At 37.9% G+C, this 26,640-nt stretch carries 26 protein-coding genes and 1 tRNA gene; 8 read left to right on the forward strand and 19 right to left on the reverse strand.

Going from position 1 to position 26,640, the window contains the following annotated elements; genetic code table 11:
- The first annotated feature begins 83 nt into the window (after window positions 1-83).
- From TEL01S_RS02425 to murJ, 6 genes are read left to right on the forward strand one after another with little or no spacing between them, the layout of a single operon-like run.
- The gene (locus TEL01S_RS02425; RefSeq protein ID WP_161632316.1) at window positions 84-1,223 is read left to right on the forward strand and encodes an LCP family protein; all 1,140 of its coding nucleotides are present in this window, start codon (window positions 84-86) and stop codon (window positions 1,221-1,223) included.
- Entirely contained in the window at window positions 1,220-1,897 is a 678-nt protein-coding gene (gene nfi, locus TEL01S_RS02430) for an endonuclease V (RefSeq protein ID WP_012002540.1), read from the forward strand. The genes TEL01S_RS02425 and nfi overlap by 4 nt, the downstream gene beginning before the upstream one ends.
- Window positions 1,898-1,909: 12 nt before the next feature.
- Window positions 1,910-2,998, forward strand: coding sequence for an iron-containing alcohol dehydrogenase family protein (locus TEL01S_RS02435; RefSeq protein ID WP_012002541.1), 1,089 nt, complete (start codon window positions 1,910-1,912; stop codon window positions 2,996-2,998).
- Between the two features lie 13 nt (window positions 2,999-3,011).
- On the forward strand, window positions 3,012-4,160 hold the full coding sequence (locus TEL01S_RS02440; RefSeq protein ID WP_012002542.1) for a class I SAM-dependent rRNA methyltransferase: 1,149 nt from the start codon (window positions 3,012-3,014) through the stop codon (window positions 4,158-4,160).
- Window positions 4,160-5,359, forward strand: coding sequence for a pyridoxal phosphate-dependent aminotransferase (locus TEL01S_RS02445; protein ID WP_012002543.1), 1,200 nt, complete (start codon window positions 4,160-4,162; stop codon window positions 5,357-5,359). Before TEL01S_RS02440 ends, TEL01S_RS02445 begins: the two co-directional genes overlap by 1 nt.
- 1 nt (window position 5,360) lies before the next feature.
- The gene (murJ, locus tag TEL01S_RS02450; RefSeq protein WP_012002544.1) at window positions 5,361-6,803 is read left to right on the forward strand and encodes a murein biosynthesis integral membrane protein MurJ; all 1,443 of its coding nucleotides are present in this window, start codon (window positions 5,361-5,363) and stop codon (window positions 6,801-6,803) included.
- On the opposite strand, the gene amrB is transcribed toward murJ, so the two are convergent.
- Genes amrB through TEL01S_RS02490 form a run of 8 tightly spaced genes read right to left on the reverse strand, consistent with a single transcriptional unit; the run spans window position 6,784 to window position 15,245 of the window.
- The gene (gene amrB, locus TEL01S_RS02455) at window positions 6,784-7,623 is read right to left on the reverse strand and encodes an AmmeMemoRadiSam system protein B (RefSeq protein ID WP_012002545.1); all 840 of its coding nucleotides are present in this window, start codon (window positions 7,621-7,623) and stop codon (window positions 6,784-6,786) included. The genes murJ and amrB overlap by 20 nt on opposite strands.
- Window positions 7,620-11,159 (reverse strand): type II secretion system protein GspD, encoded by a 3,540-nt coding sequence (locus TEL01S_RS10660; RefSeq protein WP_012002546.1) that lies wholly within the window; start codon window positions 11,157-11,159, stop codon window positions 7,620-7,622. Before TEL01S_RS10660 ends, amrB begins: the two co-directional genes overlap by 4 nt.
- A gap of 12 nt (window positions 11,160-11,171) precedes the next feature.
- Complete coding sequence (locus tag TEL01S_RS02465; RefSeq protein WP_028843409.1) at window positions 11,172-11,639, reverse strand: hypothetical protein; 468 nt, start codon at window positions 11,637-11,639, stop codon at window positions 11,172-11,174.
- On the reverse strand, window positions 11,632-12,099 hold the full coding sequence (locus TEL01S_RS02470; protein WP_012002548.1) for a hypothetical protein: 468 nt from the start codon (window positions 12,097-12,099) through the stop codon (window positions 11,632-11,634). The genes TEL01S_RS02465 and TEL01S_RS02470 overlap by 8 nt, the downstream gene beginning before the upstream one ends.
- Before the next feature lie 2 nt (window positions 12,100-12,101).
- The gene (locus TEL01S_RS02475; RefSeq protein WP_028843408.1) at window positions 12,102-12,680 is read right to left on the reverse strand and encodes a hypothetical protein; all 579 of its coding nucleotides are present in this window, start codon (window positions 12,678-12,680) and stop codon (window positions 12,102-12,104) included.
- On the reverse strand, window positions 12,637-13,632 hold the full coding sequence (locus tag TEL01S_RS02480) for a hypothetical protein (RefSeq protein ID WP_012002550.1): 996 nt from the start codon (window positions 13,630-13,632) through the stop codon (window positions 12,637-12,639). The genes TEL01S_RS02475 and TEL01S_RS02480 overlap by 44 nt, the downstream gene beginning before the upstream one ends.
- Before the next feature lie 4 nt (window positions 13,633-13,636).
- Complete coding sequence (locus TEL01S_RS02485; protein ID WP_012002551.1) at window positions 13,637-14,047, reverse strand: hypothetical protein; 411 nt, start codon at window positions 14,045-14,047, stop codon at window positions 13,637-13,639.
- 4 nt (window positions 14,048-14,051) lie between these two features.
- Window positions 14,052-15,245, reverse strand: coding sequence for a type II secretion system F family protein (locus TEL01S_RS02490; RefSeq protein ID WP_012002552.1), 1,194 nt, complete (start codon window positions 15,243-15,245; stop codon window positions 14,052-14,054).
- 46 nt (window positions 15,246-15,291) lie between these two features.
- Here TEL01S_RS02490 and TEL01S_RS02495 point away from each other — a divergent pair, with 46 nt between their 5' ends.
- The gene (locus TEL01S_RS02495; protein ID WP_012002553.1) at window positions 15,292-15,525 is read left to right on the forward strand and encodes a S4 domain-containing protein; all 234 of its coding nucleotides are present in this window, start codon (window positions 15,292-15,294) and stop codon (window positions 15,523-15,525) included.
- Here the strand turns inward: TEL01S_RS02495 and TEL01S_RS02500 are convergent.
- Genes TEL01S_RS02500 through TEL01S_RS02550 form a run of 11 tightly spaced genes read right to left on the reverse strand, consistent with a single transcriptional unit; the run spans window position 15,505 to window position 26,477 of the window.
- Complete coding sequence (locus TEL01S_RS02500; RefSeq protein ID WP_012002554.1) at window positions 15,505-16,218, reverse strand: biotin--[acetyl-CoA-carboxylase] ligase; 714 nt, start codon at window positions 16,216-16,218, stop codon at window positions 15,505-15,507. The genes TEL01S_RS02495 and TEL01S_RS02500 overlap by 21 nt on opposite strands.
- A complete protein-coding gene (locus TEL01S_RS02505; protein ID WP_012002555.1) occupies window positions 16,215-16,847 on the reverse strand; it encodes a hypothetical protein in 633 nt (210 codons plus the stop codon). Before TEL01S_RS02505 ends, TEL01S_RS02500 begins: the two co-directional genes overlap by 4 nt.
- On the reverse strand, window positions 16,807-18,093 hold the full coding sequence (locus tag TEL01S_RS02510) for a glycosyltransferase family 4 protein (RefSeq protein WP_028843407.1): 1,287 nt from the start codon (window positions 18,091-18,093) through the stop codon (window positions 16,807-16,809). The genes TEL01S_RS02505 and TEL01S_RS02510 overlap by 41 nt, the downstream gene beginning before the upstream one ends.
- Window positions 18,071-20,407, reverse strand: coding sequence for an efflux RND transporter permease subunit (locus tag TEL01S_RS02515; RefSeq protein WP_028843406.1), 2,337 nt, complete (start codon window positions 20,405-20,407; stop codon window positions 18,071-18,073). Before TEL01S_RS02515 ends, TEL01S_RS02510 begins: the two co-directional genes overlap by 23 nt.
- Window positions 20,386-20,850, reverse strand: a complete 465-nt coding sequence (locus TEL01S_RS02520; protein ID WP_012002558.1) for a hypothetical protein — start codon at window positions 20,848-20,850, stop codon at window positions 20,386-20,388. Before TEL01S_RS02520 ends, TEL01S_RS02515 begins: the two co-directional genes overlap by 22 nt.
- Window positions 20,847-21,440, reverse strand: coding sequence for a hypothetical protein (locus tag TEL01S_RS02525; RefSeq protein WP_028843405.1), 594 nt, complete (start codon window positions 21,438-21,440; stop codon window positions 20,847-20,849). Before TEL01S_RS02525 ends, TEL01S_RS02520 begins: the two co-directional genes overlap by 4 nt.
- Window positions 21,437-22,648: a S41 family peptidase gene (locus TEL01S_RS02530; RefSeq protein ID WP_012002560.1), complete on the reverse strand. Its 1,212-nt coding sequence runs from the start codon at window positions 22,646-22,648 to the stop codon at window positions 21,437-21,439. Before TEL01S_RS02530 ends, TEL01S_RS02525 begins: the two co-directional genes overlap by 4 nt.
- 3 nt (window positions 22,649-22,651) lie before the next feature.
- A complete protein-coding gene (locus TEL01S_RS02535) occupies window positions 22,652-23,431 on the reverse strand; it encodes a tRNA (adenine-N1)-methyltransferase (RefSeq protein WP_028843404.1) in 780 nt (259 codons plus the stop codon).
- Window positions 23,428-23,889: a GerMN domain-containing protein gene (locus TEL01S_RS02540; RefSeq protein WP_012002562.1), complete on the reverse strand. Its 462-nt coding sequence runs from the start codon at window positions 23,887-23,889 to the stop codon at window positions 23,428-23,430. Before TEL01S_RS02540 ends, TEL01S_RS02535 begins: the two co-directional genes overlap by 4 nt.
- A complete protein-coding gene (locus tag TEL01S_RS02545) occupies window positions 23,890-24,813 on the reverse strand; it encodes a DUF4941 domain-containing protein (RefSeq protein ID WP_028843403.1) in 924 nt (307 codons plus the stop codon). It lies immediately after the preceding gene.
- On the reverse strand, window positions 24,810-26,477 hold the full coding sequence (locus tag TEL01S_RS02550; RefSeq protein WP_028843402.1) for a nucleoside kinase: 1,668 nt from the start codon (window positions 26,475-26,477) through the stop codon (window positions 24,810-24,812). Before TEL01S_RS02550 ends, TEL01S_RS02545 begins: the two co-directional genes overlap by 4 nt.
- Window positions 26,478-26,536: 59 nt before the next feature.
- Here TEL01S_RS02550 and TEL01S_RS02555 point away from each other — a divergent pair.
- A tRNA-Gln gene (locus tag TEL01S_RS02555) sits at window positions 26,537-26,612 on the forward strand.
- The last annotated feature ends 28 nt before the right edge of the window (window positions 26,613-26,640 follow it).

Here is a 26,640-nt window from a genome sequence, read left to right on the forward strand (position 1 = left end):
GCCAGGTGATAAAATTATCTCTGGAGGTGCAGATTCTGAGAAAACCAACCTTCATACTTTTGATCGTGGCTGTGGTTATGAGCTTGAGCTTTCTCTTGTTTGCAATTTTCTTCTCCCAGAGAATTTTAACAGATTTGTTTTTCAAAAAAATAGAGGTAAATCCTTACTGTTTGCTTGTGGTTGGGACAGATGCTGTGATTGAAAGGACTGTTAGAACTGATGTAATAATGGTTGTTATCATAGACCATGAGAAAGGAAATGTTCTTTTAACCAATATACCACGAGATCTGCTTATTGGAGATGGTAAGATAAATGCAAAATACGAAAAAACCGGCATATCTGGATTGAAAGATACGGTCTCAGATCTCCTGAATCTTGAAATACACGGGTATGCGGTTATTGATTATGATGTTTTCAAGTTTTTAGGAGATAGTCTGGGACCGATCGAGATACAGATCCAGGAACCTATGAAATACGTTGATTCTGTTCAGAATTTGAATATCGATTTTCAACCAGGAACATATCTCATGAATGGTGAGCAATTGCTTGCTTACATAAGATACAGACGTGGTTCGATGGGAGATATATCAAGAATAGAGAGACAAAAAGAAGTCCTGCTTAAATTGATTGACAGGGCAAGAACTCTCGATTTGGCAAAAATGGTCTCGATATTTTCTCATGTATACAGGAATGTAACCACAGATGTTGGTATGGGAGAAATGGCATATTTGTTTTCCAGGCTGAAGAAAAAAATGAACATGAGTTTTTTGTCATTTCCGTATAAACTGGATAGTGATGGAAATGTAATTATCGATTCGCAGAAATTGGAAAGTTATAGAAATTCAATTATTACTCAGAATTTATCTGAGGATGTAAAAATACCAAAAATCCTTATAATCAATTGCTCAACAAATAAAACAAGGGGATTTCTGGTTCGCTTGGAAGAACTGTGGAATTCCAAAGTGGGGTTTTTACCACATCAAATTGTCTGGGAAGATATAGGCGTCAATTATTCAAAAAATACTGTTTTTGTTCTTAACAAAGCTATGAAAACGGAAATTACGAAGGTTGTTGAGGCTGTTTATCCGGAAATTACTTTTGATGTTAAGATAATTTCGCTAACAAGCGGCATGGATGAATATTTAGGCATTATTAAAAAAATGTCAGATAGCAGGATTTATCCGAGTTTTCCATTCGATGCGCTTGTGGTGGTGGTCAGGTGAAAGAACTTCATAAATGGAATCTGTCGCCAAAAGAGGCTATTGAAGAACAGAAAAAACTTGTCGAACTTCTGGAAAGATCTTCGATAAAAAAAGTTGATTTGGTAGCAGGAGTTGATCTGTCTTTTCCAAAAGAAGATCAAGGATGTGCAGTGATAGTTGTTTTGAATTTCCCAACTCTGAAAATTGTTGATTATGTAACTGAAGTGTCAAATATTTCATTTCCATATATACCAGGCCTGCTTGCTTTTCGTGAAGGACCAGTTTTTCTGAGAGCGTGGGAAAAATTGAAAATAAGACCAGATGTAGTTATGTTTGACGGGCAAGGCATTGCTCATCCCCGTCGAATAGGTATAGCGGCTCACATGGGGTTGTTTATTAACCTGCCAACTATTGGAGTGGCAAAGTCCCATCTTTATGGAACATACAAACAGCCGGGGAAACATAAAGGAGAGTACGAGTTCATTTACGACGAAAGCGAGATAATAGGTGCTGTTATCAGAACTAAAAACAACTGTAAACCGGTTTTTGTTTCTCCCGGTCACAAATGTGATGTTCAGTCTGCTATCGAGCTTGTTTTATCGTGTTGTGTCGGTTACAGGTTGCCTGAACCTACGAGAATTGCTCATCTTATTTCTCAAAAACAACGAGTAAAAGAGAAAGGGTTTAGTTCTTAGGAGGTGATCTGAATGTGGCAATATTTTATGCCCACAAAGGTAATTTTTTCAAAGAATGTACTGGAAAAAAACATTGATTTGTTCAAGAATTTTGGATCGAAAGCTCTGATAATTACCGGAAAGCATTCATCTAAAAAGAATGGATCTTTGCAAGATTTAGAAAAATCTCTTCAATCTGCTGGTGTTTATTATGAAATCTACGATAAAATTGAAGAAAATCCAACATACTCTCTTATACGTGAAGCAGTGTATTCGCTTCGAGATCGTAATTTCGATTTCATAATAGGTCTTGGTGGTGGTAGCCCGCTTGATTCTGCAAAGGCCATAGCGGTGCTTTTAAAAAACAAAGATATGAACGTGGAAGATCTTTACAACGCATCAAAATACGAACAATCACTTCCAATATGTGCAATTCCTACTACTTCCGGTACGGGAAGTGAGGTGACGCAGTACTCAGTATTGACGGATGATAGTGGTTATAAAAAAGGGTTTGCTCATCTTTCTATTTTTCCTGCGCTCGCCTTGATCGATCCGATTTATACAATAAGTATGAATGCTTCTCTGACCAGATCAACTGGTCTGGATGCACTGTGCCATGCTGTAGAGGGGTTTGTCTCGAAACGAGCCACACCTGTTTCTGATCTGTACGCAGTGCGGGCAATGGAATTGATAAAGGAAAATTTACCAAAGGCTCTGGAAAATCCTGAAGATTTAGGCGCCAGGGAAAATATGGCGTGTGCATCCTGCTTGGCCGGAATGGTCATAAGCCAGACCAGCACGACTCTTGCCCATGTTTTGGGATATCCTTTGAGTACTTTCAAGGGTATAAGGCATGGTGACGCTACAGCGCTGTTTCTTGATTCAATAGTTAACCAAGCTGAAAAAGAAATTCCTGAAAAGATTGCAACAATTAAAAAGATTTTCACAGATATTGGTGAATTTATCGCATCAGTTGGTCTGAAGGTGTCAGTTCAAATAACAGACGAAGAGCTTGAATCGTGGGTAAATAGAGCCAAACAGGCTGCTCACAATCAATGGACAAGAGGTATTTTTGATGAAAAATTGCTGAGGCATTTGTATGAAAGGGTGAAAAAAGATTAGCGCTCAGGTAATATTGAATAAATTTAAAAGAAATCACCATCCATGGATATACAAAAACGAGATAATGACTATCAAGGGTGATTTCGAAGACGGTCAGATTGTGGACGTATTTTTGAAAAGCGGTCAATTCTTTGCCCGTGGTTATATAAATACGAAATCAAAAATAACTGTTCGCATTCTAACATTCGAGCCAAAAACAATTGAACAGATTTTGCAGAGCAGAATAGAGCAGGCTATTCACAGACGCCGTTTCCTTCTAAAGTATGAACAAGCTTGCAGGCTTATTTACAGCGAATCTGATTGGCTTGCAGGTTTAATTGTTGATAAATTCGGACCTTACCTTGTTATTCAAATAAACACACTTGGCATGGAGAAATTGAAAGAACTCTCAGTGAAAATCCTATTACAGCAGGTAGAGGTGTCAGGTATCTACGAAAAATCGGATTCACCTGCACGATTAAAAGAAGGCCTGGAAAAACGAAGTGGCTGGATTTATGGAAATGGTCCGGAAATAATTTATTACAGATCAAATGGCCTTACTCTGGCATCTGATCTCAAAGGCCAAAAAACAGGGGCTTTCCTGGATCAGAGATTAAATGCCAGGGCTCTTTTTCCATACGCTGAAGGCAAAAAGTGCGTAGATGTTTTTTCTTACACAGGGAACTTTGCCTTGCATCTGTTGAAATATGGTGCCAAGCATGTAAAATTGATTGATTATTCTCAGAGATCGTTGCAAATAGCTGATCAATTGATGAAATTGAATGGTTTTGAAGGACGATACGATCTGATATGTGCCAATGCGTTCGATTGGTTGAAAAGAGAAACATCGCTCACAGAGCAATACGATCTCATTGTACTTGATCCTCCGTCTTTTGCAAAAACATCCTCTGCAAAAGAGTCAGCAGAACGTGGCCATAAAGAGGTTAATCTTCGTGCAATCAAGCTCTTGAAAAAACCTGGTCTGCTGGTGAGTTCCTCGTGTACGCAAATACTGTCTGCTTTTGATTTTGAAAGAGTTATGCAATCGGTGGCGAGTGATTGCAAGGTTAATTTAAGGATTGCTTACAGAGGTGGTCAACCTGAGGATCATCCTATTTTACTTGGAGTGCCAGAGACAGAATATCTGAAATTTTATATATTTGAAGCCTGGAGGCGAGATTGATGAGAATTTCGGAAAGATCAAAAAAGGCGCCGGCGAGTCCCATAAGAAAATTAGTGCCATTTGCCGAGGAAGCTGTAAAAAAAGGTAAAAAAATCTATTATTTAAACATAGGTCAACCTGATATACCAACACCTTCAATTTATTTTCAGTATGAGGAAAAACACAGACCCCAGATTGTAGCTTATACACACTCAGCAGGTCTTCTGCCACTGAGGGAGGCTTTTACAAAATATTACGCCAGATTCGATATAGATGTTTTCCCGGATGAAATCATCGTTACCAATGGTGGAAGTGAAGCTGTCCTGTTCGCTATGACAGTCGTGGCGGATCCGGGAGATGAAATACTTGTTCTGGAGCCGTTCTATGCCAATTACGCTGGATTTGCTGCTCAACTTGGTATCAATCTTGTTCCAGTTAGAACTCGCCCGGAGGATGGATATCAAATACCAAAGATGGGTGATTTTCTGGAGAAAATCAGTCACAGGACTAAAGCAATCATTTTTTCCAATCCCTGCAATCCTACGGGGGCTGTTTACGATGAAAAACAACTTGAAGTTATTGCTGAAGTTGCTTTGAAGAGAGATTTGTTTGTGATTTCAGACGAGGTTTATAGAGAATTCACTTTTGATGGTTTTAGGGCCATATCTATGATGAGTTTTTCTAATATTTCTGACAAAGTCATAGTTGTTGACAGTATTTCTAAAAGATATAGTGCCTGCGGCGCGCGGATTGGTACATTTATTACCAAGAATAAAGATATATATCAAGCAGCTATGAAACTGGCTCAGGCGAGACTCTGTCCTGCTATGACATCTCAATACGGTACTATTGGTCTTCTGACGCTTGACGATTTGTATTATTCACAAATGAGAAAAGAGTATGAAATGAGAAGAGATGTTGTTTACGAAGAACTTCAGCGCATTGATGGAGCAGTCTTCAAGAAACCTCACGGGGCTTTTTATATTTCGGTGAAACTTCCAATCGACAATTCTGAAGATTTTGTGAAATTTATGTTGACGGAGTATGAGGTTGAAGGAAAAACGACAATGGTGGCACCTCTCAGTGGATTTTATGTAACACCATCTACGGGGATGAGTGAGATCAGAATAGCGTATGTTCTGGAACGCGAACAACTGAGGGATGCAGTTGCAATTTTGACTTCAGGTTTGAAAACTTACATAGAGAGAAGAAATAAATAAAATGCCGCAGATATTTCAATACGGGATTCTTTTCTCCTTGGCTACTCTAATATCCCGCGTAACCGGTTTGATTAGAGATGTACTTCTTGCGCACAAATTCGGCGCGGGAGTTGAATTTGATTCATATGTGATTGCCATTTCTTTTCCTTTTTTGCTCAGGCGCGCCTTTGCTGAAGGGGCTATGACCTCGGCTTTCGTACCGCTTTACAACGATCGTGGAAAGAGCAATGAGTTTGCTTCTGCCGTTATAACGAGCATAGGTATAGTTACCATTTCTCTGACAGTTTTTGTAGAGATTTATCCAAAGATAGTACCGATATTACTATCGAGCGGGGCATCGCAGGAAGTCCGACTACTTACATCATCATTATCTCGCTTTAGCATGCCTTTCGTTGTTTTTATATTTCTCTGGGCGGTATTATATGCAATTCAAAATTCGCATAATAAGTTTTTCATTCCTGCTCTCTCTCCTATGCTGATGAATTTTGGGGTAATCCTCGGAACCCTGATGTCTGATCTTTTTGAACCGGCAGTACTCGGTCCGACGATTGGGTTTACTGTTGGAGGAGCATTAATGTTTGTCAGCCTGATACCCGGTGCAAGAAAATCCGGATTTAGATACAAACCAACCTTCAAAGGTACAGGAGATTTTCTGAGACTCTTTTTTCCAGCATTACTGGCTATGACAGTTTCGGAATTTAACGTTTTGATAGATATAAACGTTGCTTCTTTACTCGGCCCTGGCGGTGTTTCGGCAATGCAGTATGCGAACAGATTCTATCAATTACCTTTTGGAGTTTTTGGTGTTGCTATGGCTACTGTTGTTTTGCCGGTGATATCAAATGAGATGCAAAACTCAAAGAAGTACACCTCTGAATCCATTAGATTATCACTCTTTTTAACAGTGCCTTCGGCGGTAGGTTTGATGGCTTTAAGTGAAAGATTAATATCGCTGGTTTACCAGCATGGGGCTTTTACATACGAAGATACTATCAAAACAAGCGCGGTTCTGTTTTACTATTCTATAGGGTTACCTTTTTATTCTATTATGGCCGTTCTTTCGCGTGTTTGTCATGCAAAAAAAGATATGAGAACACCTTTTATTGCAACAGTCATTTCTTTTATCGTAAACAGCGTTCTGGATTTTGTTCTCGGTTTGACTATGAATATAATTGGAATTGCTCTGGCAACTTCATTAGCGGGACTCTGTGGAATGATCTATCTTGCCTTTAGAATAAAGCCCACTATCGATTGGAAACATATAGCAAAAATTTTGGTTGCTTCGAGTGCTATGGGAATAATTATTATGATCATATCTTTGTTTGGATCGTCACACATGTTGACTTTGTTGCTCGTTTTACTTGGGATGGTTATTTATGTGATTTTCTGTAAATTGCTCAATTTACCTGAATTGAATGAATTTTTTAGATTGATTCGCAAATGAAACTGGCATAGCCAACTACCTGACTTCTTTCTCCAGTGACATCACCACTTGTTGCATGTTTTAGCAGTCTTGGTAAACCAAAATGTTTCATGAACAGAAAACTTGTCACGACAGATAAACCACACATTGTTACCTTCTCTTTTGCTACTACGGAATAAAGTCCTGTGGGATCTTTTGTTAGAATTTTATCTATCACCATTTGGTCTTTCTTTACGGTTATTTCATCACTTTCGTAGTGATTAAAATCTGTTGTGAAAACAAATAACGTCGAAGGGAAATTTTCTGCAATGTGGTCAAGCGCTATAGCTATTTTTTCACAACTTTTTATGAATATGGGAAACACTGCGATAGGTAATATTTGAAAATCGTCAAACAAATACTGCAAAAAAGGCAATTGGACTTCTATGGAGTGTTCGCTTATGTGTGATTTAAAATCAGCGTTTGCTTCATCGCAGTACTGTAGAAATATCTCGGCTGCATCTGTTGAAACATGGAGCTCTCCAAATGGAGTGACCCAGGTTCCTCTATTGTAAACACCTATGGGTCGTCCGTAACCTGTGTGATTTGGACCAACCAGAACCACAAGTTCTGGTTTTCCCAATTTACTTATTTCAGCATAAGCATGTGCTGCAACGGGACCGCTGTAGATATAACCTGCATGAGGAACAATCACAGAACTATGTTTTTTCAAAGGCTGATCAGGTTTATCTGGAATATGCCCAGGACCAAGCGAAGATGTAAAGGCCTCTTCAATAGAAAATTTTAATCTTTCAGGAGAAGCAGGATAAAAACTTCCTGCTGCGACAGCGGTTCTCCTCATTGTTCAATCACCCTCGCTGTTATGAAAATAAGTAATTCTCTCTTATCGGCCTTTTCAGTTTTGCTCCTGAATAACTGTCCAATGAAGGGTAAGTCACCAAGAAATGGCATTTTTGCGCTTGTTTCTTCTTTTGTTTCTCTCATCAAGCCGCCGATTACCAATGTATCGCCATTTTTGAGTATCACATCAGTTTCTGTTTCTCGCGTGCTCTCGCCAGGAATGTCTATATTTGGATAATAAGTTGGCTTGCTAACTTTTGTAAAAATGTTCAATTCAATTGTGCCATCTGTACGAACATATGGAGTTATTCTCAGTTCTATACCTGTATCCAGGAAATTAACTATAACATTACCATCAGCATCAATAGTCTGGTATGGAACTCTGTCCCCAATAAGGATTCTTGCTTCTTTTCCACTACTTGTAACTATTCTTGGGCTTGCCAGCAAGTTGTCTAAATTGTTTGAGTTATTTAATTCAAAAACAGCTGTTACAGATGCGCCGGAAAGATAAGAGAAGAGTTTCTGATAGTCAAAAAGATTTATTACAGATGTGCTAAGGCTGAGCGATGTACTGCTTACAGTTATCTCTGGAGCCTGTCCGGGTAAAGAAATACTCAAAGAGTTTTGCCTGGTAATTTCATCTATAAGAGATCTGTCCACCAGTTTTGCCTCGATTTCAATTTGTTTAAGCGGTTGTGCAATCTGCAGAATTGTCTGATCAAGCTGGTCTTTCATTTTTTTACTCAAACCAGTAACCACCATCAAATCATTTAATTCGTCAATATAGACTTTCCCACCGTAAAATTCGATCAGTGACTTTATTCTGTCGAGATTATGGGGAAGAGTATATACAAATTTTTCTTCAGTCGTCGTATCAGTAACGGACCTGGGTTTTATGAGGACCGTAACATTATCGCTTTCTAAAAAGGCATAACCATACTGGCTTTGTATCAGATCTGTGAATTGTTTCCAGTTTATTGAGGAAACGTTCATCGTTATTTTTTCTTCGGGTACAGCGATAAATACCATTGAAATATTCAATTCTCTGGCAATTTCTGATATTACTTCTCTGAGAGAAATTTCGTTGCACTTCACAGCTATACTTCCATCTTCATTTTTTGATATTTTAACCGGTTGAGTCTCAACTTTTGCAAGCTCAGATTTCTGTTGAACAATTTCCTGAAAGTTTTTATAGTTGTTTATTGCATCCTGAACATCTTCTTCGTATCCAGATATCACTACAACCCCAAGGTTTGGATAGGCACTGAGTTTCGATGTATTTCCAATCGATTGTAAAAAGCCAGTGAATTCCTCAAAAGGTACTTTTTCACTGTATTCGATTACTTTTACTGTGATCTTTTTTTCTGTTTCCGAAACCTTTGGAAGATTTGCTATAAGCTCTTGCAAAATTTTCTCTGCATTTTCTACAGACTGCTTATCGGCCCATAAAACCATAGTTTGACCTGCTGTTAAAACTTCAACTTTTGTCAATTTATTGAGGACTTCCACTAATTCCTGTACAGAAAAACCTTCAGGTATTTGTGTTATTCTGTAAACTTTACTTGGTTTTTCGCTTAATTGACCGCTCAGTTGAGATAAAAATTTCTCTGCTTGCTCGATTTTTGCTTTTTCTCCGCTGAGAATATAAAATAGGTCAGTTTTTTCCACATCAACTTCATAGAGTTTTGTGAGAAGCAGTTTTATGTCGTCAAAATTGATTGTTTCTAGCGCGGGAACCAGCTTCGTGTCTTTCTCGATTTTTAAAGATGAGATAGTTTCAGTAATTTTCTTAATTTCAGCAGCTGCTTTGTTAAGGTCCTCTTTATTGTATGAACTTATTAGGATTCTTCGCAGCGATTTCAGGTTTGCTTCAAATTTCACATCAAGTGTACTTTCCATAAGGGTTTTCAACTCAGAATAGACATCATCATCCAGTTGTACTTCAAGACTTCTGATCGTTCTGTCTTTTACAAAGGTAGCAATGAAATTCCTTGCTTTATTGAGATCTTCATCTGTACCAACCACCTTCAGTACATTTTGAACACTGTTGCTTTCGATTCCATAAATTTGCTTTAGAATGTCAGATACCTGGCTGGCTACTTCGTAGTCATTCAGGAAAAAGATCTCCGACTTTTTTCTACTCATGAGAAACTTGACGAAATCATCTGAAATATCCCTTGCGCTTTTTCTTATATCTTCGGGGGCAAAAACGATAATACCGTTGTCCTCAGATTTGATAAATCGAGAAGCTGGTATTCCAAAAATGTTGCTGAGTATTGAAATTAAGCTTTCTTGAAACTTTTCTGGAATAAAAATGTGCTCGTATTCAGCTTTGAAAAAACCAAAATCATTGAGAATACTTTCAGCTATTTTTAGCTGTGAATCCGATCCCTTGACTTCTATCACGCCAAAAGGCATTTTTACTGTTTCAAGACCTATCTGGGAGAGAATTTCAGTAGCTTCCTCTGGATAAACAACTTTGAACTGTTTAATTTTAGTTTGGACCACAGGGGTTGATTCCTCGGTTGATTTACTTATTTGCTGAAACTTTGTCTCAAGTTCTTTTATGTAGCTGAGAACGCTTTGGACAATTTTCGAATCGCCTTTGATGATGATTTTATTGAGTCCCTCAATTGAATTATATTCAAAATTGTAAATATTTCTTAGAGAATCAAGAAGTTTGAAAACATCGTCTTTTGGGACAGATATAGTGATTTCTTTTGTAATAGATGGTGGAGTTACTGACAGAATCTTTGATATTAAATCTTGCTCAAATAAGCTGCCATACACGAACAATACAGCTTTGTTTGGCAGGTAAGTCATAACGGTTGTCGGAGAAAGGATTGTTTCGAGTTTTTTAACTACTTCTTCATTCTTCACATCATAAATGCCCCAGAACTGGTTAAAGCGAAAAGATATTTCGTTTCTGGTGCCTATATGTAATGTCCCATCCGGCATATAACTGTATGCAATGGGTTCATCTCCAACCTTAGCTGTTATCAGAAGATTTCTCAGAGCATCTTCTGGTGAAATACCGGACAATTTTAATGCCATTTTGATTGATTTCACAGAATCAGATACGACCACATTCAAATTCATCTCTTCCGCCAGAAATTTGACAGCCGTCTCAAAATCACTTTCTGATGTTAAGACTAAGTCTATGCGTTTCTCAGAAACAGGAAATTTAACCTGTAATGTTTGTTGTGAAATATCTATTTTTGCATCAACCGGTATTAAAAGCTGGAAAATCAGCAAAGTTCCCTGGTAAGTACCGATGGCTCTCAGAGAGTCAACAGGTCCATAGGCGATGGGAAGGAAAAAAGGTGTGTTCAAAAGCTCTGTTCCCTTCAAATGCACCGAAATGACTGCATTTGATGCACTTTTTTCCACGAAGATATCTGCTTTGTTGAAAGGTTCGCTGGATTGAATCTGAAAGATTACCTCATTTTGTTGATAAACAGGCAATATACTGTTTATTTCGGCAGCAAATAGGAAAATTGATATCAAAAGTAACAGCACTGTCCATATCTTTTTCATAAAAACCCCTCCTCACCTTATTGCGAGTATACTCCCCGTTCTTAAATCTAAAACTGCAACAGCAAAACTGGTTATGTGTATTGGCAAATATCTGCCATCAAGAACATCATCAAGAGAAACTTTAAGAACATTTTTGTCTCTCGCTAACAATATGAATTGCTCCTTATCTCCTCTGGCATATCCAGCAAAGGTATAACCCTGAAGATTGCTCATTGAAGAAAGCATTTGTGTTGTGAGTTCTTCCACATTGAATTTGAGCAAATATGGTTCGAAAAAATCAATGTTGTTGAGATCCGTTTTTATGTAACCCACTATTTCTTCTAACTGCTGATCTGTCAATCTTCTTCTGAGCGGTTCTATTTGCTGCTGAGATTCCTGAGCCGTTTGACGAGGCGTTTTATCGTAGAAGAGCAGAAAATACAGAGCCACTATCCAGACAGCAGTTGCCAGAATCAACAATCCTATCAATCGCTTACTCATTAAGCATCACACCCGAAAAGATCATTTTCACCTCTATATAAGGTTGTTGTTCCATATTGCTTATTGACACTGGTATCTGCAAATTGTTTGTCAGACTCACAGATGTTACATTTATATTTGCAGAATCCAGTATCTTTTCCAGTATGGCTCTGGTGGTTTCAGACGACCATACCCCGTATAAAGAATAGCTTTCATCTTTTTCGATTTTGAAACTCCCCCCTACTTGCTTGACAGTGTTCTCGATCTCCTCAAGCTTTATTCTTGGTTTTAACAGGGCTTCGAGTTTAAGGAGATACTCTCTTTTCAGAGAAACGTCTTTATCAAGTTCAGTAAGCCTCACAAGCTCACTATCTGCTTTTTTCAGCACTGCGTTGAATTTCAGATAATCATATATATCAAAATACGCGGCACAGACCACAAATGCAAGAACGGCTATCAAAATTGCCATTTTTCTTGGCACAGTTATCGCCTGCCTTCAACAGTTACTTTTGTCAATCTTTTGGATAAGAAATCCATAGAAGTATCGTACTCTACAGATTTGCTTACTGTGTACCCAAGCTCGATCAATTTTTGTGATATGCGATCGACTGCTGGTGAAAAACCATTCTGGTACAATTCGTAGATCGTTAATTTCATTGAACCGTCAAATTTCAGTTCTGAGAGCATCATCCAGTTTGATGATGATTTGCTCCAGAGGTTAAATACCTCTTTTATAGGATGGGTCCCATTCGTATATCTGATCAGATGAGATTCTATCTGATTTATAGTATTTTGCAGCTTCCTTCCAAGCAAAAAGAGGGAACGGTTTTCAGACGCGATATCATCTACCTGTTTTTCAAGCGAAGAGACAGTCAAGTCTAAATTGTACTTGCTCAGAATCTGATGATGCTGTGCTTCTAAGGAGGCGAGTGCAGATTGTTTATAAAACTCACTTGTAAATCTAACAGCAATCACAGGTAAAATCAGAGATACCAGAAGAATCAAAAACGATGATAGTTTAAGAATCTGTTTTTTGTGTCTGTACAAGTTTATTTTTTCCAAACTCAGCACCACCCCTTATAAAAATTCCCAGTGCACCAAGTCCAACTTTATCTGGATTTACAGATAATTTTACATTTTCAATCTTGTTTTGGAACGAATCTATTGAATTGAATATTTTTACACTCTGTTCCGTAAGAATTGGCGGGTCGAAAAGCAGATAGAATTTAGATATTTCTCTTATAGAAGTACCTGGTAAGATAGTGTTTAACAAAAATATAGTTTCTCTCTCAACGGTATAAGGCAAATCTACGAGAACCGATTCTATTATAGAGTCAGCGCTCGTGTTGTCTTTTAGAATGGCGGGATTATTCATGAAGTCCTCAGCCGTGATTCCTGTTTCCTCACGCAAAATATCAAGTATTTCCCAGCTTGAGTATGTGAATGTTCTCACACCAATTGGTGTTTGAGCCATGAATAATATTATCGCACCATAATCAGGTGCTAACACAATTAAAGTTGTTATTGAACTGTTTTTGATTTCTACTAATTCGAGATATTTAAAAATATCAGGCAGCATCACATCGGGTTCTGGAAAGCCAGCACTGACAACTTTCGTTATAGCTTCATTTACATCCCGCTGTTTTGCCACTATAACAAGAGCCTTGTTTAACGGATTTCTTATCGGTTCCACAACAATTTCTTGAGCTGAAAGGTTCAATAATCTTGAAATTTCAGTTTTTGTGTAATCTCTTTCATCTTTCATCTTGAGCCCACCTGGTATGTCAATTGTGAAAAACAGAAGGTTTTCGCTTGGAAAATTTACTGCTACAATGTCTTCAACATCGGAATTAACTTTTTTTGCAAGTTGTTCGAGAATTTTCGATGTATCTTCCCCCTGCTGATAAAATTTATCTAATAAAGTCAGAACGCCTCTTGATTTTCTCCCTCGGATAACTTCAACATATCTTTTGGTTATATCTATCGCCGTGATCATTTTATGAAAGATTTGCAAAATCTCACCTCTCTTCCCTGATATTCACTTTCACTACAGCCGGTGGAAAGGTGATGGTCCAGCTGCCTAAATCAATGCTTCCTGCATTTGAAACACATATCGGGCTCAGTTCAATTGCGTTATTGTTTCTGGTGTTAAACTCAACTGTATTTTTGAAATCAAGGCTCAGTATTTTTGTCTCTTTTTCGTCTATTCGTATAGTCTTTATTATAAGTTTTTTGGTGCCACTGGTATTATTGATGACAACCTGCCCCGGGATTTCTCTGCGCACCCATTCCAGAGCTTTAAAGACGGCGCACTTGATATAGTAAGGTTGTATGTGTTGAGTGATTCTGTCAATTACCGACATTATTGGTAAGACTGTTGACAGGAATACAGCAACAAGTAGAAGATTAAATACCATCTTCAGCAGCATCTTTTCACCTTCCAATAGTTTGCTGTAGTTGGAAAATAGTGTTGTACATCGTAAAAGCCATGAACGCGATAAACCCACCTACACCGGCTATTAGCATTGGTTCAACCAGTGAAACCAATTTCTTAACCCCTATTCTGACCTGTTCTTCATAAAAATCTGCAACTTTTGCAAGTACTTCTTCCAATTTTCCTGTCTCTTCGCCGGTTCCCACAAGTTCGTAAACTATCTGGGGAAAAATCGTTGCTTCGATCATTGCCTGCCGCAAACTGGCCCCTTCTTTTACTCTCTCACTAACTATTTTACTTTTTTTGACCATCTTTGGGCTATTCGAAGCTGCGGCAGACATTTCTATAGCTTTTGTCAAAAGAACGCCACTACCTGTCAGAACAGAAAGAGTCCTGCAAAACCGTTCAACCGACATCATTTTTCTCAATTTGGCTGCTGGAGGAAACAATCCCGCAAAAAAATCCTTGGCATAATTGCCATATTTAGTCTTCATGAACAACACAAATCCCAGAATCACCGTCAATAGAACTATAATGGTGCTCAACCAATGAGTGCTGAGGTATTTGTTGACTCCCATAAGAAAACCTATTATTCCGGAAGAGGGTATACTTCCAAAAGCACCTATCAATCTTGGGAGTATGTAAAACGATATTACGAATATCACACCAATTGCAAATACTAAGACAAACATAGGATAAGCCATAGCAGATTTTACTTCATCCTGAAGTCGTTTTGAAGATTCATAAAACTCAGCGGCTTTATCAAGAGTTTTATCCAGTACGCCACCTTCTTCACCGGCAGAGACCAGATTGATGAAGATTGAATCAAAAACCCCTTCGTTTCTGAGAGCTTCAGAAAATGACGAACCGGTTTCTAAGGACACAACAAGGTGGTTTATAATTTTTCTGAATCGCGAAGAAAAAACAACTTGATTCGAAAGTATAGAAAGGGCATCTTTTATCCTGACACCTGCTCCCACCATCGTGGCCAATTGCCTTGAAAAAACTACCAGCTCACTCAGAGATACATTAAGAAGTTCCCGACTCTTCCTTGAGGAAACCTGCTGGACATTTAGGACCACGTACTGCCTCTTTTTCAGAAGATCTATTATTTGCGATTCGTTATCTGCTTCAAGAACACCCTTAACTTTTTTTCCACTTTTCTCGACAGCAATATATTTGTAGAAAGCCATTTGCATCCTCCTTTTTATTGAGTATACTACAAGATGGTGATGCATTATGAGAATAGATAAATATTTAAAAACTACAAAACTTATAAAAAGAAGAACGATTGCTCAACAAATGCTAAAGCACGAGAAAATTTTTGTGAATGGCAGAGCTGTAAAGGCTTCATATGAAATCAAAACAAACGATATTGTGACAATAATTCATCCGCTCAGGAGAATTGTGGTAAGAGTGGTCTCCGATTCTGAATACGAAATAATCAACCAGTCAAACATCGAGAATCTCTAACGAGCTGATCTCAATCTTTTTTCCATCAATTTCTATGAGAAGGGATTCTTCAAGAATTTTCAAAAGCTTTCCGCTCTGTATTATATTGCTTTTTATAAAAGAAATGACCTGTCCTTCTTTCTGGATCATGTACTTTTTCCAGAGGCGTGTTGCTATTTCTGGTTTTTTCGAATATCGTCTGATCATTCCATCGATTTGTCTGAGGATCATTTTAAGAATTATTTTCGGATCATATATTTGTCCGGTTATCTGATAAAGTGAAATAGCTTTGTTTGAAAGTTCCTGTGGAATATTATTATTTACATTTATACCTATTCCCGTTATGATGGCTTTTGGAATGTTTTCATCAAAAACAGATTCAGTAAGAATACCGGCAAGTTTTTTACCATTGATATATATATCATTTGGCCATTTTATTCTCGCTTCAACCTTCAATGCTTGCAATGCTTTTATAACAGAGAGTGAACACACTTTTGTGAAAAATGCCGGACGAAGCGATTTTCTTGGCTTGAAAAGTATGGAAAACCATAAACCGCCCTGCGGCGACAACCAGTTTCTATTGTATCTGCCCCTTCCATTGGTTTGCATCTCCGCAACAACTGCGGTACCATGCGATAAAGTTCTCCAGTTTTCTTTCAGAAAATCATTTGTTGAAGGCAAAATCGCGGTCCAGATTATTTTTTCACCTATCATGTGTAAAGCAACACTTTCCACAACAAACTTATTAGAATGCCGCTTGCAGGACTTATCCACCATGTATGGTCTGCCTTTTTCACAAACACCAGTCGATATAAAAAGGCTATAACAATCGATATCACAACAAAAAGTGGTTTGGAAGCAAGAAGAAATATAAAAATTGCCAGTCGTTCTGATATACCGTCAACATCTGGTAGAAATTCCTTGGCCGGATAGAAATTTCTGAAAAGATATGTAACACCGACTGATACAGCACTCATACCCAAGAGATAGAGAACGAATTCTGGTGTTAGGTAAGATTGGCTTAATGTGTCAAAGCAAAGAGTGTTTATGATTATTGCTAAAAGTATACCTGCCGCTTCTATCAGGTCAACTATTCTTTTGTTTTTTTGATACATCTTCACTCGTCCAATATCCAAAAATGCGTGCAGAGATACAAAAACAATAAGGAGTGCTATTCCTGAAGGAGATTTCAGGAGTGTATCGAATGTAAAAGCCAGAATAGCCAGAACTGACCAGAGAATATGACCGATCAGTTTCGAGCCTTTATAGGTCCTTATCTTCGCATTGTTTGTGAATGCGTGGTCAGCGACGATGTGTCCTAACAGCACGTTTAATGGCAGCACGCCTCGCACCTCCGTTTGATGTACTTTCGAATATCTTAGCAGAGATTCCTCTCATTTTTTCAACCATCAATTCAAGCCATATATTAGATTTGAAATCACTGAAGCAAGCACCTTCCTCAACAGCAGTTTCATAAATTTTCCCTATGAGTTTTGCCTTAGAATCTATTGACCAGTAGTGAAGGATATATTTCTTACCTTCTAAACGAAGCTTTTCCGCAAGACTTTCATCACTCAGGATTTGTTCAACTTTTTCAACGAACTCCGTTGTGCTGGCTTCTTTTGTTAGAAGGGCCCCTTTTCCTTCTTTTAAAACATCTGCTATGCCCATTTTAGCAACTGCTACGACAGGTGTTGAAGCAGCAAGAGCTTCGAGCACCACCAATCCTTGTGTCTCGGTTTGAGAACCAAAAACGAAAAGGTCTGCCTGTCGATAGTAGTTCGCGAGTTCTGTTCTTGGCATATATCCTGTGAAAATTACTCTGTGATCGACTTTAATGTCTTTTGCCAGTTGTTGTAATGCATTTCTCTCAGGACCATCGCCAACAACTATCAGGTGCACGTCGTATTTTTTTTCCAGCAAAATTTTGAAAACTCTTAGAATAAAAGTGACATTTTTCTCTTTTGCCAACCTTCCAACAAATAAGAGTACTTTTGCTTTTGGCTGGATAGAATGTCGCTTTTTTATGTCAAAGTCGTTTGGTTTTTCAAATAATTCGACATCAATCCCTGTTGGGACGACATGTACGGGTTTAGTTACACCATATCTCAATAATTCGAGTTTGATTTTTTCAGTGGGGGCTATCACCTGGTTTGTCATATTGCAAAACCATGAAGAAAACTCTTCCACGCTTTTTGCCGACGGCGTGAGCGGTCTGGGAATGTAATGTCTGTATTCAACAAGTAGTGTATGGTAGGTGTGGACATGTGGAAGAAAGAGTCTTCTCTGGACTATCAATGCCCGAAAACCAAGAGCAAATGGTGCATGGCTATGAATTACATCTATTTGCTTTTTTTTAACAAAATCGATTATGGGTAAAATTCTCCCACTGCTTGGTATAATGTGGTTCTTTTCCCACTTAAACTGAATTCCTCCTAGTACCAGGACAGTTTCATCTTTTGGACCAATTGGAGAAACTATGTAAACTTCATGCCCCATGCGCTCAAGCGCCCGTTTGTATAAATAAACTGAAGTTGCCACTCCATTAGTTTGTGGTAAATAAGAATCAGTGAACATCGCTATCTTCAAATTGGTCACCACCTTTAAGAAGGTAACCAGCTATAAAGACTGTTATCAACCATGATGCAGATAAACCTATCCCCATTAATATTCCAAATTCTTGTAGTAGTTTCCCTTCTGCCAGCGAGAAACTTCCAAATGCTGCAACTGTTGTAAAAGTACAGAAAGTTATTGATTTCAATGTTCTTGAAATTAATTCTCTCGAATTGCTTTCTGAAATATGTTTGATGTGTATCATTCCATCAACTCCAATTCCAACCAATATCGGTATGAGCAACAGTGTCATGAAAGAAGCGTGAATTTCAAGTACATACCCTATACCGAACGCAATCACAACAGCAGCCATCACACAAGCAAGAATTACAGCACTCATCTTTAATGATTTTGTATCTATCAAAAGCATTACCAGAACACCTGCTGAAACCAGAAGTGCTATCCAATATATAGTTCCCCTCATATCGTTCATCACACTATAAAGTATTGTAGGATATCCATATGATTGGACATTGTTTTCTTTGAAAAAGTTGAAAACCCTTTTAATCCTGTTTTCTTTATATAAATCCTCCGTTGTGTCGGTATAGAGAACATATTTTGTAACACCATCTTTTTCATAAAAGAGCATGGGGACATCTTTTTTTAGTTCGTTTATTACATCCTGCAGATTTTTGGAATTTTTTGCCATTGACAACATTTCTAATATCTGGCGGTAGACACCAACTTTCTTGAAAACTGCTGTGAGAACTGGGTTGTTCACAATCTGAAACAGATCAGAATAAACGCTCGGTAACTTATCGATGTTTTCATACGATGCATATTCTAAAATGCTCATCATAGAAAGAGGAGTGGTCATGAAACCGGAATTTTTGATCAAATTGCTGATTCTTTCGAGTTCTTCAAGATTGTCAGCTATTACGCAGATTTCGCCAAAACCAACCTTTTGAAAACTCTTTTTCACCTCTGAAAAAGCTATGGAAGATTCCGATTTTTCCGAGACCAGGCCTGAAGGGGTATACCAGTAGTTTTTCAAGTTTATTATTCCAAGTGGTAAAAACACAACAATTGCACCTATAGCAATGAACCTCAAAATTTTTCTTGTCCTACCAGCCACAAGGAAGGAAAAATCAAATCTTCGGTTTTTTCCTTTCTCCTTAAATTTTGGCTTAATAATTATCAACAGCGCCGGAAGGAAAAAGAGCATGGTTGAGAAAAAAGAAACAACGCCAACAATTGAAAAAATACTCATTTGCATGAATGGTTTTGAAAGACCGAAGAACATAGATGAAAAAGCTCCTATAGTTGTCATCAAAGCAGCAAGAGCAGGTCTGAAAAATTCCTTTACAGAAGCGACTATAGATTTTTCTTCAATTTTTCCTAATTGAGAGTGAGAGGTTATTTTGGTGATCATGTGGATTCCATAATCTATACCAAGCCCCAATATCATTGCATTCACGAAAGAAGTGACTATATTGATTTCACCAGAAAATAACTTGACAATTCCAAGGGTTATACACATAGCAACTGCCATAGATATCATCAGGAAAATCAATATCCATAGGCTTCCATAACCAAAGTAAATCAAAAGGCAGATTCCTATAAACGATATCGAAGTGGTTAGGAAAAAGTCTTTTTTGACCTGTTCGTTCGATTCATAGACTCCCACAGCCGTTCCAGTGAAAAGAAATCTCACTCCAGTTTCTTTTGTTACCTGGTTGGCTATTTTTTTCAGGTTCTGTATAGCATTACTCACGTTACCAACATCTATGATGTTATCCTTCAGAACGAAATTTATAACCATGACACGATTGTCGGGTGAAAGCATTGTATATTGATCTATTCCCTGTTGAGAAATATACTCTTCCAGCAGCTGCTGAGCAGTGGAGAAAGATGTTATTACTTTTCTCCATTCAGAAAAATCAAGCATATTCTCAACACTGAGGTTCAATGTATCAGACACGGTTTTCAATCCAGTGGAATCGATCGCAAGAAAACCATATTTGATGAACAGTTCAGGATTATCGAGTTTCATAGTTTCAATTATGTGATCGGTATTTTCGAATCTGTCTTTCAAAATTTGTAATGCTGCCTTTGTTTTTGGAATGTTGTTATCAGTATAAGCAATAACAGTTAGCGTGTTTGAAGATAACTTTTCAGCAAGAAAATCTATCTGCTCTGTGTAAAAGTTGTTCCCCTGAGGAGCCAGTCCAGCAAGGTCGGAATTGATAGTTAGATTCGTTATACCAAGATAGCCAAGAAAAATAGCGGCAGCAATAAATATCAGTACAATCGGTATACGATATTTGACTATAAACTCACCAAGAAACAACGTCTCACCACCAATAACACAATTATAAATGCTGATGTACGAATTAAATGCAAATAAAGACCGTATTGATTGCGCGAAAGAAAAAGAGAGTGAACAAAACTTATTGTGAAAGCCATCATAGCTGGAAAATTCAAAAGTTCAAGAATTCTGAAATAAATTGGTGTAAAAAAATAAGGCAAGAAAAACATGGGAAATGATAGAACTTTTTTAGGGGTTTTTTCAATAAAAGCGATTAAACCACACAGGATCATTATATAAGTGTAGATCAGAATATTAAACTCAACAAATTTAATTGCAAGATTTGTGCACAGGAAGATATAGTGTACTTCTTTTGAAAATGAAAACCACAGCGTGCTTGTGAGCAAAAATGGGACTATCATTGATCTGTAATCTGACGATTTTGAAATTTTTTTTGGTGAATAAAGTAATACTAAGTAATTCATTCTGTCCTTGCCACCTCTATCCTGTATTTCTCAACCATTGAAAGAAGTGAGTTTATCAGATCTTTGTTGCTCTCCAGTATATTTACTTCTGGCCCTTCGCCATTCAATGCTAAGATTATGACTCTGGCGACATCTATATGCTCGGATAAAATATAACCATTATTTGTAAGAGTCACACAGGGCTTATAAACAAAAAGTACTCCATTGAATTCAAAAGATGCTTCCATCAATTTTTCATAGTCACCAAACTTTAAGAATTTTTTTCTTTCGAAAACTGATGGAGCTTTCTTTCTGGCTTCTTCAAATAATCCTTGATAAGCATCCAGAGATTTTACCCGGAATACTGTTCTATCTGATAAAAGATCAATATCGATCCTTTTTCCAGTCAAGAGTGCTTTTTTGTATAAAAGAATTCTCTCGGCAACTATTTTCATCTGGTTTAAAAACCAATCAAGCGGAGACACCAAGACGACGTTCGGGAACGGCTGTATCTGATATATTTGTTTCTCCTGGTTCATAGAAAGGATGATAAACAAAAAAAGTGAAATACATATCAGAAAGCACGTCACAGCCATTCCCGTTGATGTCATTCAATCAACTCCAGCAAAGTTTCCAATCCTTTAATTATGAACGGATCTTCCGTATTGACATCGATGATTTTCTTGGTGTAATCGATCACGACAGATTCGTGTGAAACATCTGTACTTTCCTCAACAAAGACATCCGGTTCTATTCCTATCCTATGTATATCTTTTCCAGATGGGGTCATGTAATGGGCAGTTGTCAAATACAATGTTCCACCGTTATTCAGGGGAAATCCTGTTTGTACAGACCCTTTTCCAAATGTCTTAGTTCCAACCACTCTGGCTATTTGATGATCTTTCAGTGCGCCCGTTAGTATTTCGGCTGCAGAAGCAGAGCCTCCGTTTACAAGCACGACCATCGGTATATTTGGGTAATTGTTGCCCTTTGATTCATAGACTTCTTCGACTCCGTAAGCATTTTTTGTTTTCACTATGATACCGTTGTCTATGAAGTAACTTGCAACTTCTATCGCGCTATTGAGATATCCTCCAGGGTTGTCTCGCAGGTCGATTATTAAACCCTTGATTCCCTTGGAAAAAATATCATCCAGTGCTTCTGCCATTTCCTGTGATGTTTTCGCACCAAACCTTGTTATGAGTGTATAACCGATTCTACCTTTAGAAGTTTCTATAAAGGCGTGTTTCACAGGGATAATCTGTATTACTTCTCTTACTATCTCAAAAGATAAAAGAGATTCAACATTTTCCCTGAGTACCTTTATTCTTACGGTTGTTCCAGGCTGGCCTCGCAACTTCCTGACAGCTTCCATGTAAGTCATTTCACTTACAGGCTCATCGTCTATCGTCACTATTCTGTCTCCGGCCTTTAAGCCCGTACGCCACGCGGGCGTGCCATACATCGGCGAGATGACTTTGATAGCTTTATATTCGCTGTCATAAGTTACTTCTATGCCAAGACCACCATACTCCCCTTCGAGTTCTATTTGTTTTTCTTCAGTACTTTCGGGGTTCTCGTAATATGAGAAATCATCTCCAAGCCCTTTTACCAAGCCATCTATGGCATAATCCATCAGTTTATTCAAATCAATTTCATCTTTCTCATAGTAAGTGTTGAGAATATAGGAAAGAGTCTGATAGAACGGTTCTAATGCTGTGTTGACTTCTTTGGGAGTAACAGCAGCTGATAAAAGCCAACTAATAGCAACTACTGCAACAGCGAGTATGACTATGAAACCCAGTGAATTCTTTTTCATTTTTTATCCCTCCTTAAAATCATTAACTTTTCGGGCGAATACCATGAAGGCTGTATGAGCGACCATCCTGTCGAATGGTCGGAGTCGATCTGGAACTGGTTTGTACTGTCGAAGCAGGCTTTCCCATACTTCAATATCAACAAATGCATGACCATGTAACTCTTTCAGTACTAATTGAACTTGATTCGTTGTCGGGCAGACTATTGCGATATTACCGGATCCAAGCAAAGATTTATGACAGTGCGGTATATAATTCCACGGATCTGGCACATCCAAAAAGATTGCATTAGCCTTCTCGTCAAAACCATCTTTTATGTCTTTCAATTTAAATACGACTCTTTCAGAAAGCCCCCATTTTGCAATATTGGCTTCAGCTATTTTCTTAAAATCTTCCCTTCTTTCGTAAGCGAAAACTTTTCCATCTGGTCCGATCATTCTTGCTATGGCCGCGCACATTGCTCCACTACCAACACCTGCATCTATAACTACATCTCCTTCCTTTATATCAAGCATCATTAATATATAGCCCATGTCTTTCGGATAAACAATTTGCGTTTTACGTTTCATTTTAAAAATTTCATCCACAAGTCTTGGGCGTAAAATCAAAAATGGTTCACCATTTTTTGTTTCTGCTCTGTCTCCATAAGCTTTTCCAATGAGGTTTTTCAACTCCACTACACCCTTGTGGGTCCCAAGAATGTTGTCTTGAACCTGCACTATGAATGTAGTATCATCTTCAAATAATAACAGTGCCCTGTCATCTTGTTTGATGAATTCGCTCATAATCCTCCCTCTACAGGCCAGCTTGACCATATTTTTCTTGAAAAACCATATCTTATGTCCACATAATTTACTAATTTATCTTGTCTTTTACCATCAATTAAAATGTAGACTGAGTCCAATCCTTTGAAATTTTCAAAAATAGTTCTCAGAATCTGATGTAGAAGATACCTTTCCTGATCAAAGTTCAAATTTTTTATAGCTGATGACTTCAAATCGATTACAAGCGATCGTTCTACAAAAAAATATGCCCTTAGCAGTTCTTTTGGAACAAAGCTGATAGTGTCTTTTACAGGTTGTGCAAGCTTTTCCATCAAAAAAGCCACAGCATTATCTCCCTCATAATCAATTGTATAACTCACAGGAGATAAATTGTCATTCAGATAAAATAGCGTGAAATTTCTGCAAAACGCCGTTACCACAACCAGGCACATCAGGATCGAAAATTTCAGGTTTCTCATTTATTCAAGCATCTCCTCAACGAATTTTCTTACTTGTTCAATGTCCTGATTGTTTAACAATAATATCATTCCAATTTTGCCAACAGGTATATCGTAGATAGGACAGATTTCAATCTTTAAACCAAAATGGTTTGCTATTTTTTCAGCGATCTCCTTTGTCTGGGCATAAACTGCCCAGTCAGATCCTTCGAAATCTGGTGAATAAGGTCTTATTATGATTCTTCCGTCACCTTCAGCATAAAACAACAAAATACCGTTCTGATCGACCTTATGTTCAGAAAAAAATGGGATTAAAACCACATTTCCTGGTATTAATTCTTTCGAATAAAGTATTACTCTGATCAGCCCCTTCAGCTCTATGAGCTGATCAATCTTTCTTTGTGGTGTATCAAAAGCTGCTATCATTTGACCTGGTTTGTAAAGCAAACCTCTGTAGGATACATAATTTACAGACGATACAGTGATTTGCCCATCATGTTCGCTGAATATCAACTCATTGCGACCTTTGTAAACTACTTCTATCATATTTTCATCGAACTTCATATCTTCAACAATCATCTGTGGCAGGATCAATCTGTTATTTTCGATCATTGCAGGTATATCAAAGGTATCGAGAGTGTCTTTTAAAGGTATTTTATCTGATTTTTTTGCAACTCCGTCAATAAAAAAAGTGGATGCCTGTCTGGAAAATCCTGCCGTGTGACCTTTCCATACAAAATAAGAAAAATCACCAATTTCTCCTGTGGCGGGCTCTTCTAGTCCCATCAATTTGCAGTAGTTTTCCCATATAGTCGCAAATGTATTCCAATCCACTGTAAAATTCTCAGCAGGAGATGAATATATCATGTTAGTCCCGACATATATTTCAATTGAAAAGCAGAGAGAGAAGGCTATAAAAGCAAGGAAAAAAGATAATTTTCTCAATATTTAAAGGCACTCCTTCCTATAAATTCCCTGAGAATCGACGTTCTTGGTATATCTTCTATATTCGTAATTGGTAGAAAATAATCCAGAAGCTTTGTGAGTCTCAGAGCTTCTGTGTACTCCGAGGCATTCTGAGATATCTGAACAAGCAATTGCTCGGCAAAGGTCTTGAGTACCGCTAATTCGTAAACAATAGCAGAATTGAACATTGTATCTGCTTCTTCCTGAAATGGAAAAATGTATTTCTCTTCTCCGCGTCTGACACTTGGCCACATCATAATTGTTTCGAGTGCCGAATGGCCACGAAATTTGTAATCTCGGACTATTCTTCTGAGCAATCTTGTATCTGTTGTCGTGATTCTGTTGTGTGCGTCAAGGTTGAGTTGAGTTAAAGCACTCACATAGATTTTAAATTTATATGATCTATCAATCAAAGAGGTTAACTTTTCATTCAATCCATGTATACCTTCAACAACTATTGGTTGGTTTTTATCAACCTTAACTTTTTTACCAGAAGGTATTCTTTTTCCGATTTTGAAATCGAATTTTGGTAATTCCACTTCTTTCCCGTCAAGCAATTGAACCAGATGTTGGTTAAAAAGATCCAGATCTATGGCTTCAATTGATTCAAAGTCCGGATTACCATTTTCATCCTTAGGAGTTTTTTCTCTATCGACGAAGTAATCGTCAAGAGATACTGTTACTGGCTTGTAACCAAATACTTTAAGCTGGACCAGTAAGCGTTTGGCAAAGGTTGTTTTTCCAGATGATGAAGGGCCCGCTATGAGAATCAAACGAGCCATGCTTTCAGAAAACTGTTCAGCTATTTGGGCTATTCTTTTCTCGTGAAGGGCTTCATTGAGTATCATCAAATCAACTACTTCTCTCTCACCCCTGGCTATCAGTTCATTTAAATCCGCGACAGTGTTAATACCTATTACATCAAGCCAGCGTGCGTATTCAAGAAAAACAGAGGACAATTTTGGCAATTTCTTTGGTGAGCTTATATTTTCAGGATTTGCCCTGTCTGGCAAAACGACGAGAAACCCCTCGCCATCTTTCTGAAGATCGAAGTGAGTTAAATAACCCGTACTGGGAGGCATATAACCATAGTAATAATCATAATGGTTGAGACATTTATAAAGCTTTATCGTCTTCTTTTTTCTGAATTTGAACAATCTTATTCTGTCTGCGTCACCTTGCTCTGTAAAAATTTTGAAGGCATCTTCTTTGTAAAACTCGTGTTTTTCGAAAGTTATATCCATTTTTACCAGTTCACTCATTTTGCTCTTGATTTTGACTATTTCTTCTTCTGAAAACTCTTTTCTGTACCCGTTTTTTCTTAACTCGCAGTACAGGGCATTACCAACAGAATGTAGTACCCACAGCTGATAATCCTGATACATTTCTTTCAAAACCATGTGAAGAAGAAACAGCACACCGCGCTGGTAGATTCTCAAACCATCCAGGGTGGTAAGATCTATAAAAGAAACATTACCACCGCGATCCAGTTTTTTGTTGAGTTCCACTATAGAATTATCAATTTTTGCTGCTACAATGGCTGTCTGATGATATTTGCTGAATTTTGAGACGTAATCAATTAGCTTTGTGCCCTCAGGGACGATAAGCTCTTCATTTGTTTCTAAAAAGTAGAGTTTTATCAATGTACCACCTTCTTAGTCTATTGACGTTGGTTTCCAGCAGTGATAAAATTATACCACGGTGGGGCGTAGCCAAGCTGGTAAGGCATCGGACTTTGGATCCGACATTCGGAGGTTCGAATCCTCCCGCCCCAGCCAGAAAAGCGGGCATATGCCCGCTTTCTTT

This window comes from Pseudothermotoga elfii DSM 9442 = NBRC 107921 (genome assembly GCF_000504085.1).
GTDB classification, from domain to species: domain Bacteria; phylum Thermotogota; class Thermotogae; order Thermotogales; family DSM-5069; genus Pseudothermotoga_B; species Pseudothermotoga_B elfii.

Coding starts and splice junctions, on each gene's coding strand:
- TEL01S_RS02445 (WP_012002543.1), top strand. CDS start 4,160: ATGAGAATTTCGGAAAGATCAAAAAAGGCGCCGGCGAGTCCCATAAGA.
- TEL01S_RS02465 (WP_028843409.1), bottom strand. CDS start 11,639: ATGAGTAAGCGATTGATAGGATTGTTGATTCTGGCAACTGCTGTCTGG.
- TEL01S_RS02495 (WP_012002553.1), top strand. CDS start 15,292: ATGAGAATAGATAAATATTTAAAAACTACAAAACTTATAAAAAGAAGA.
- TEL01S_RS02500 (WP_012002554.1), bottom strand. CDS start 16,218: ATGATAGGTGAAAAAATAATCTGGACCGCGATTTTGCCTTCAACAAAT.
- TEL01S_RS02490 (WP_012002552.1), bottom strand. CDS start 15,245: ATGGCTTTCTACAAATATATTGCTGTCGAGAAAAGTGGAAAAAAAGTT.
- TEL01S_RS02520 (WP_012002558.1), bottom strand. CDS start 20,850: ATGAATTACTTAGTATTACTTTATTCACCAAAAAAAATTTCAAAATCG.
- TEL01S_RS02485 (WP_012002551.1), bottom strand. CDS start 14,047: ATGCTGCTGAAGATGGTATTTAATCTTCTACTTGTTGCTGTATTCCTG.
- murJ (WP_012002544.1), top strand. CDS start 5,361: ATGCCGCAGATATTTCAATACGGGATTCTTTTCTCCTTGGCTACTCTA.
- TEL01S_RS02535 (WP_028843404.1), bottom strand. CDS start 23,431: ATGAGCGAATTCATCAAACAAGATGACAGGGCACTGTTATTATTTGAA.
- TEL01S_RS02530 (WP_012002560.1), bottom strand. CDS start 22,648: ATGAAAAAGAATTCACTGGGTTTCATAGTCATACTCGCTGTTGCAGTA.
- amrB (WP_012002545.1), bottom strand. CDS start 7,623: ATGAGGAGAACCGCTGTCGCAGCAGGAAGTTTTTATCCTGCTTCTCCT.
- TEL01S_RS02525 (WP_028843405.1), bottom strand. CDS start 21,440: ATGACATCAACGGGAATGGCTGTGACGTGCTTTCTGATATGTATTTCA.
- TEL01S_RS02540 (WP_012002562.1), bottom strand. CDS start 23,889: ATGAGAAACCTGAAATTTTCGATCCTGATGTGCCTGGTTGTGGTAACG.
- TEL01S_RS02435 (WP_012002541.1), top strand. CDS start 1,910: ATGTGGCAATATTTTATGCCCACAAAGGTAATTTTTTCAAAGAATGTA.
- TEL01S_RS10660 (WP_012002546.1), bottom strand. CDS start 11,159: ATGAAAAAGATATGGACAGTGCTGTTACTTTTGATATCAATTTTCCTA.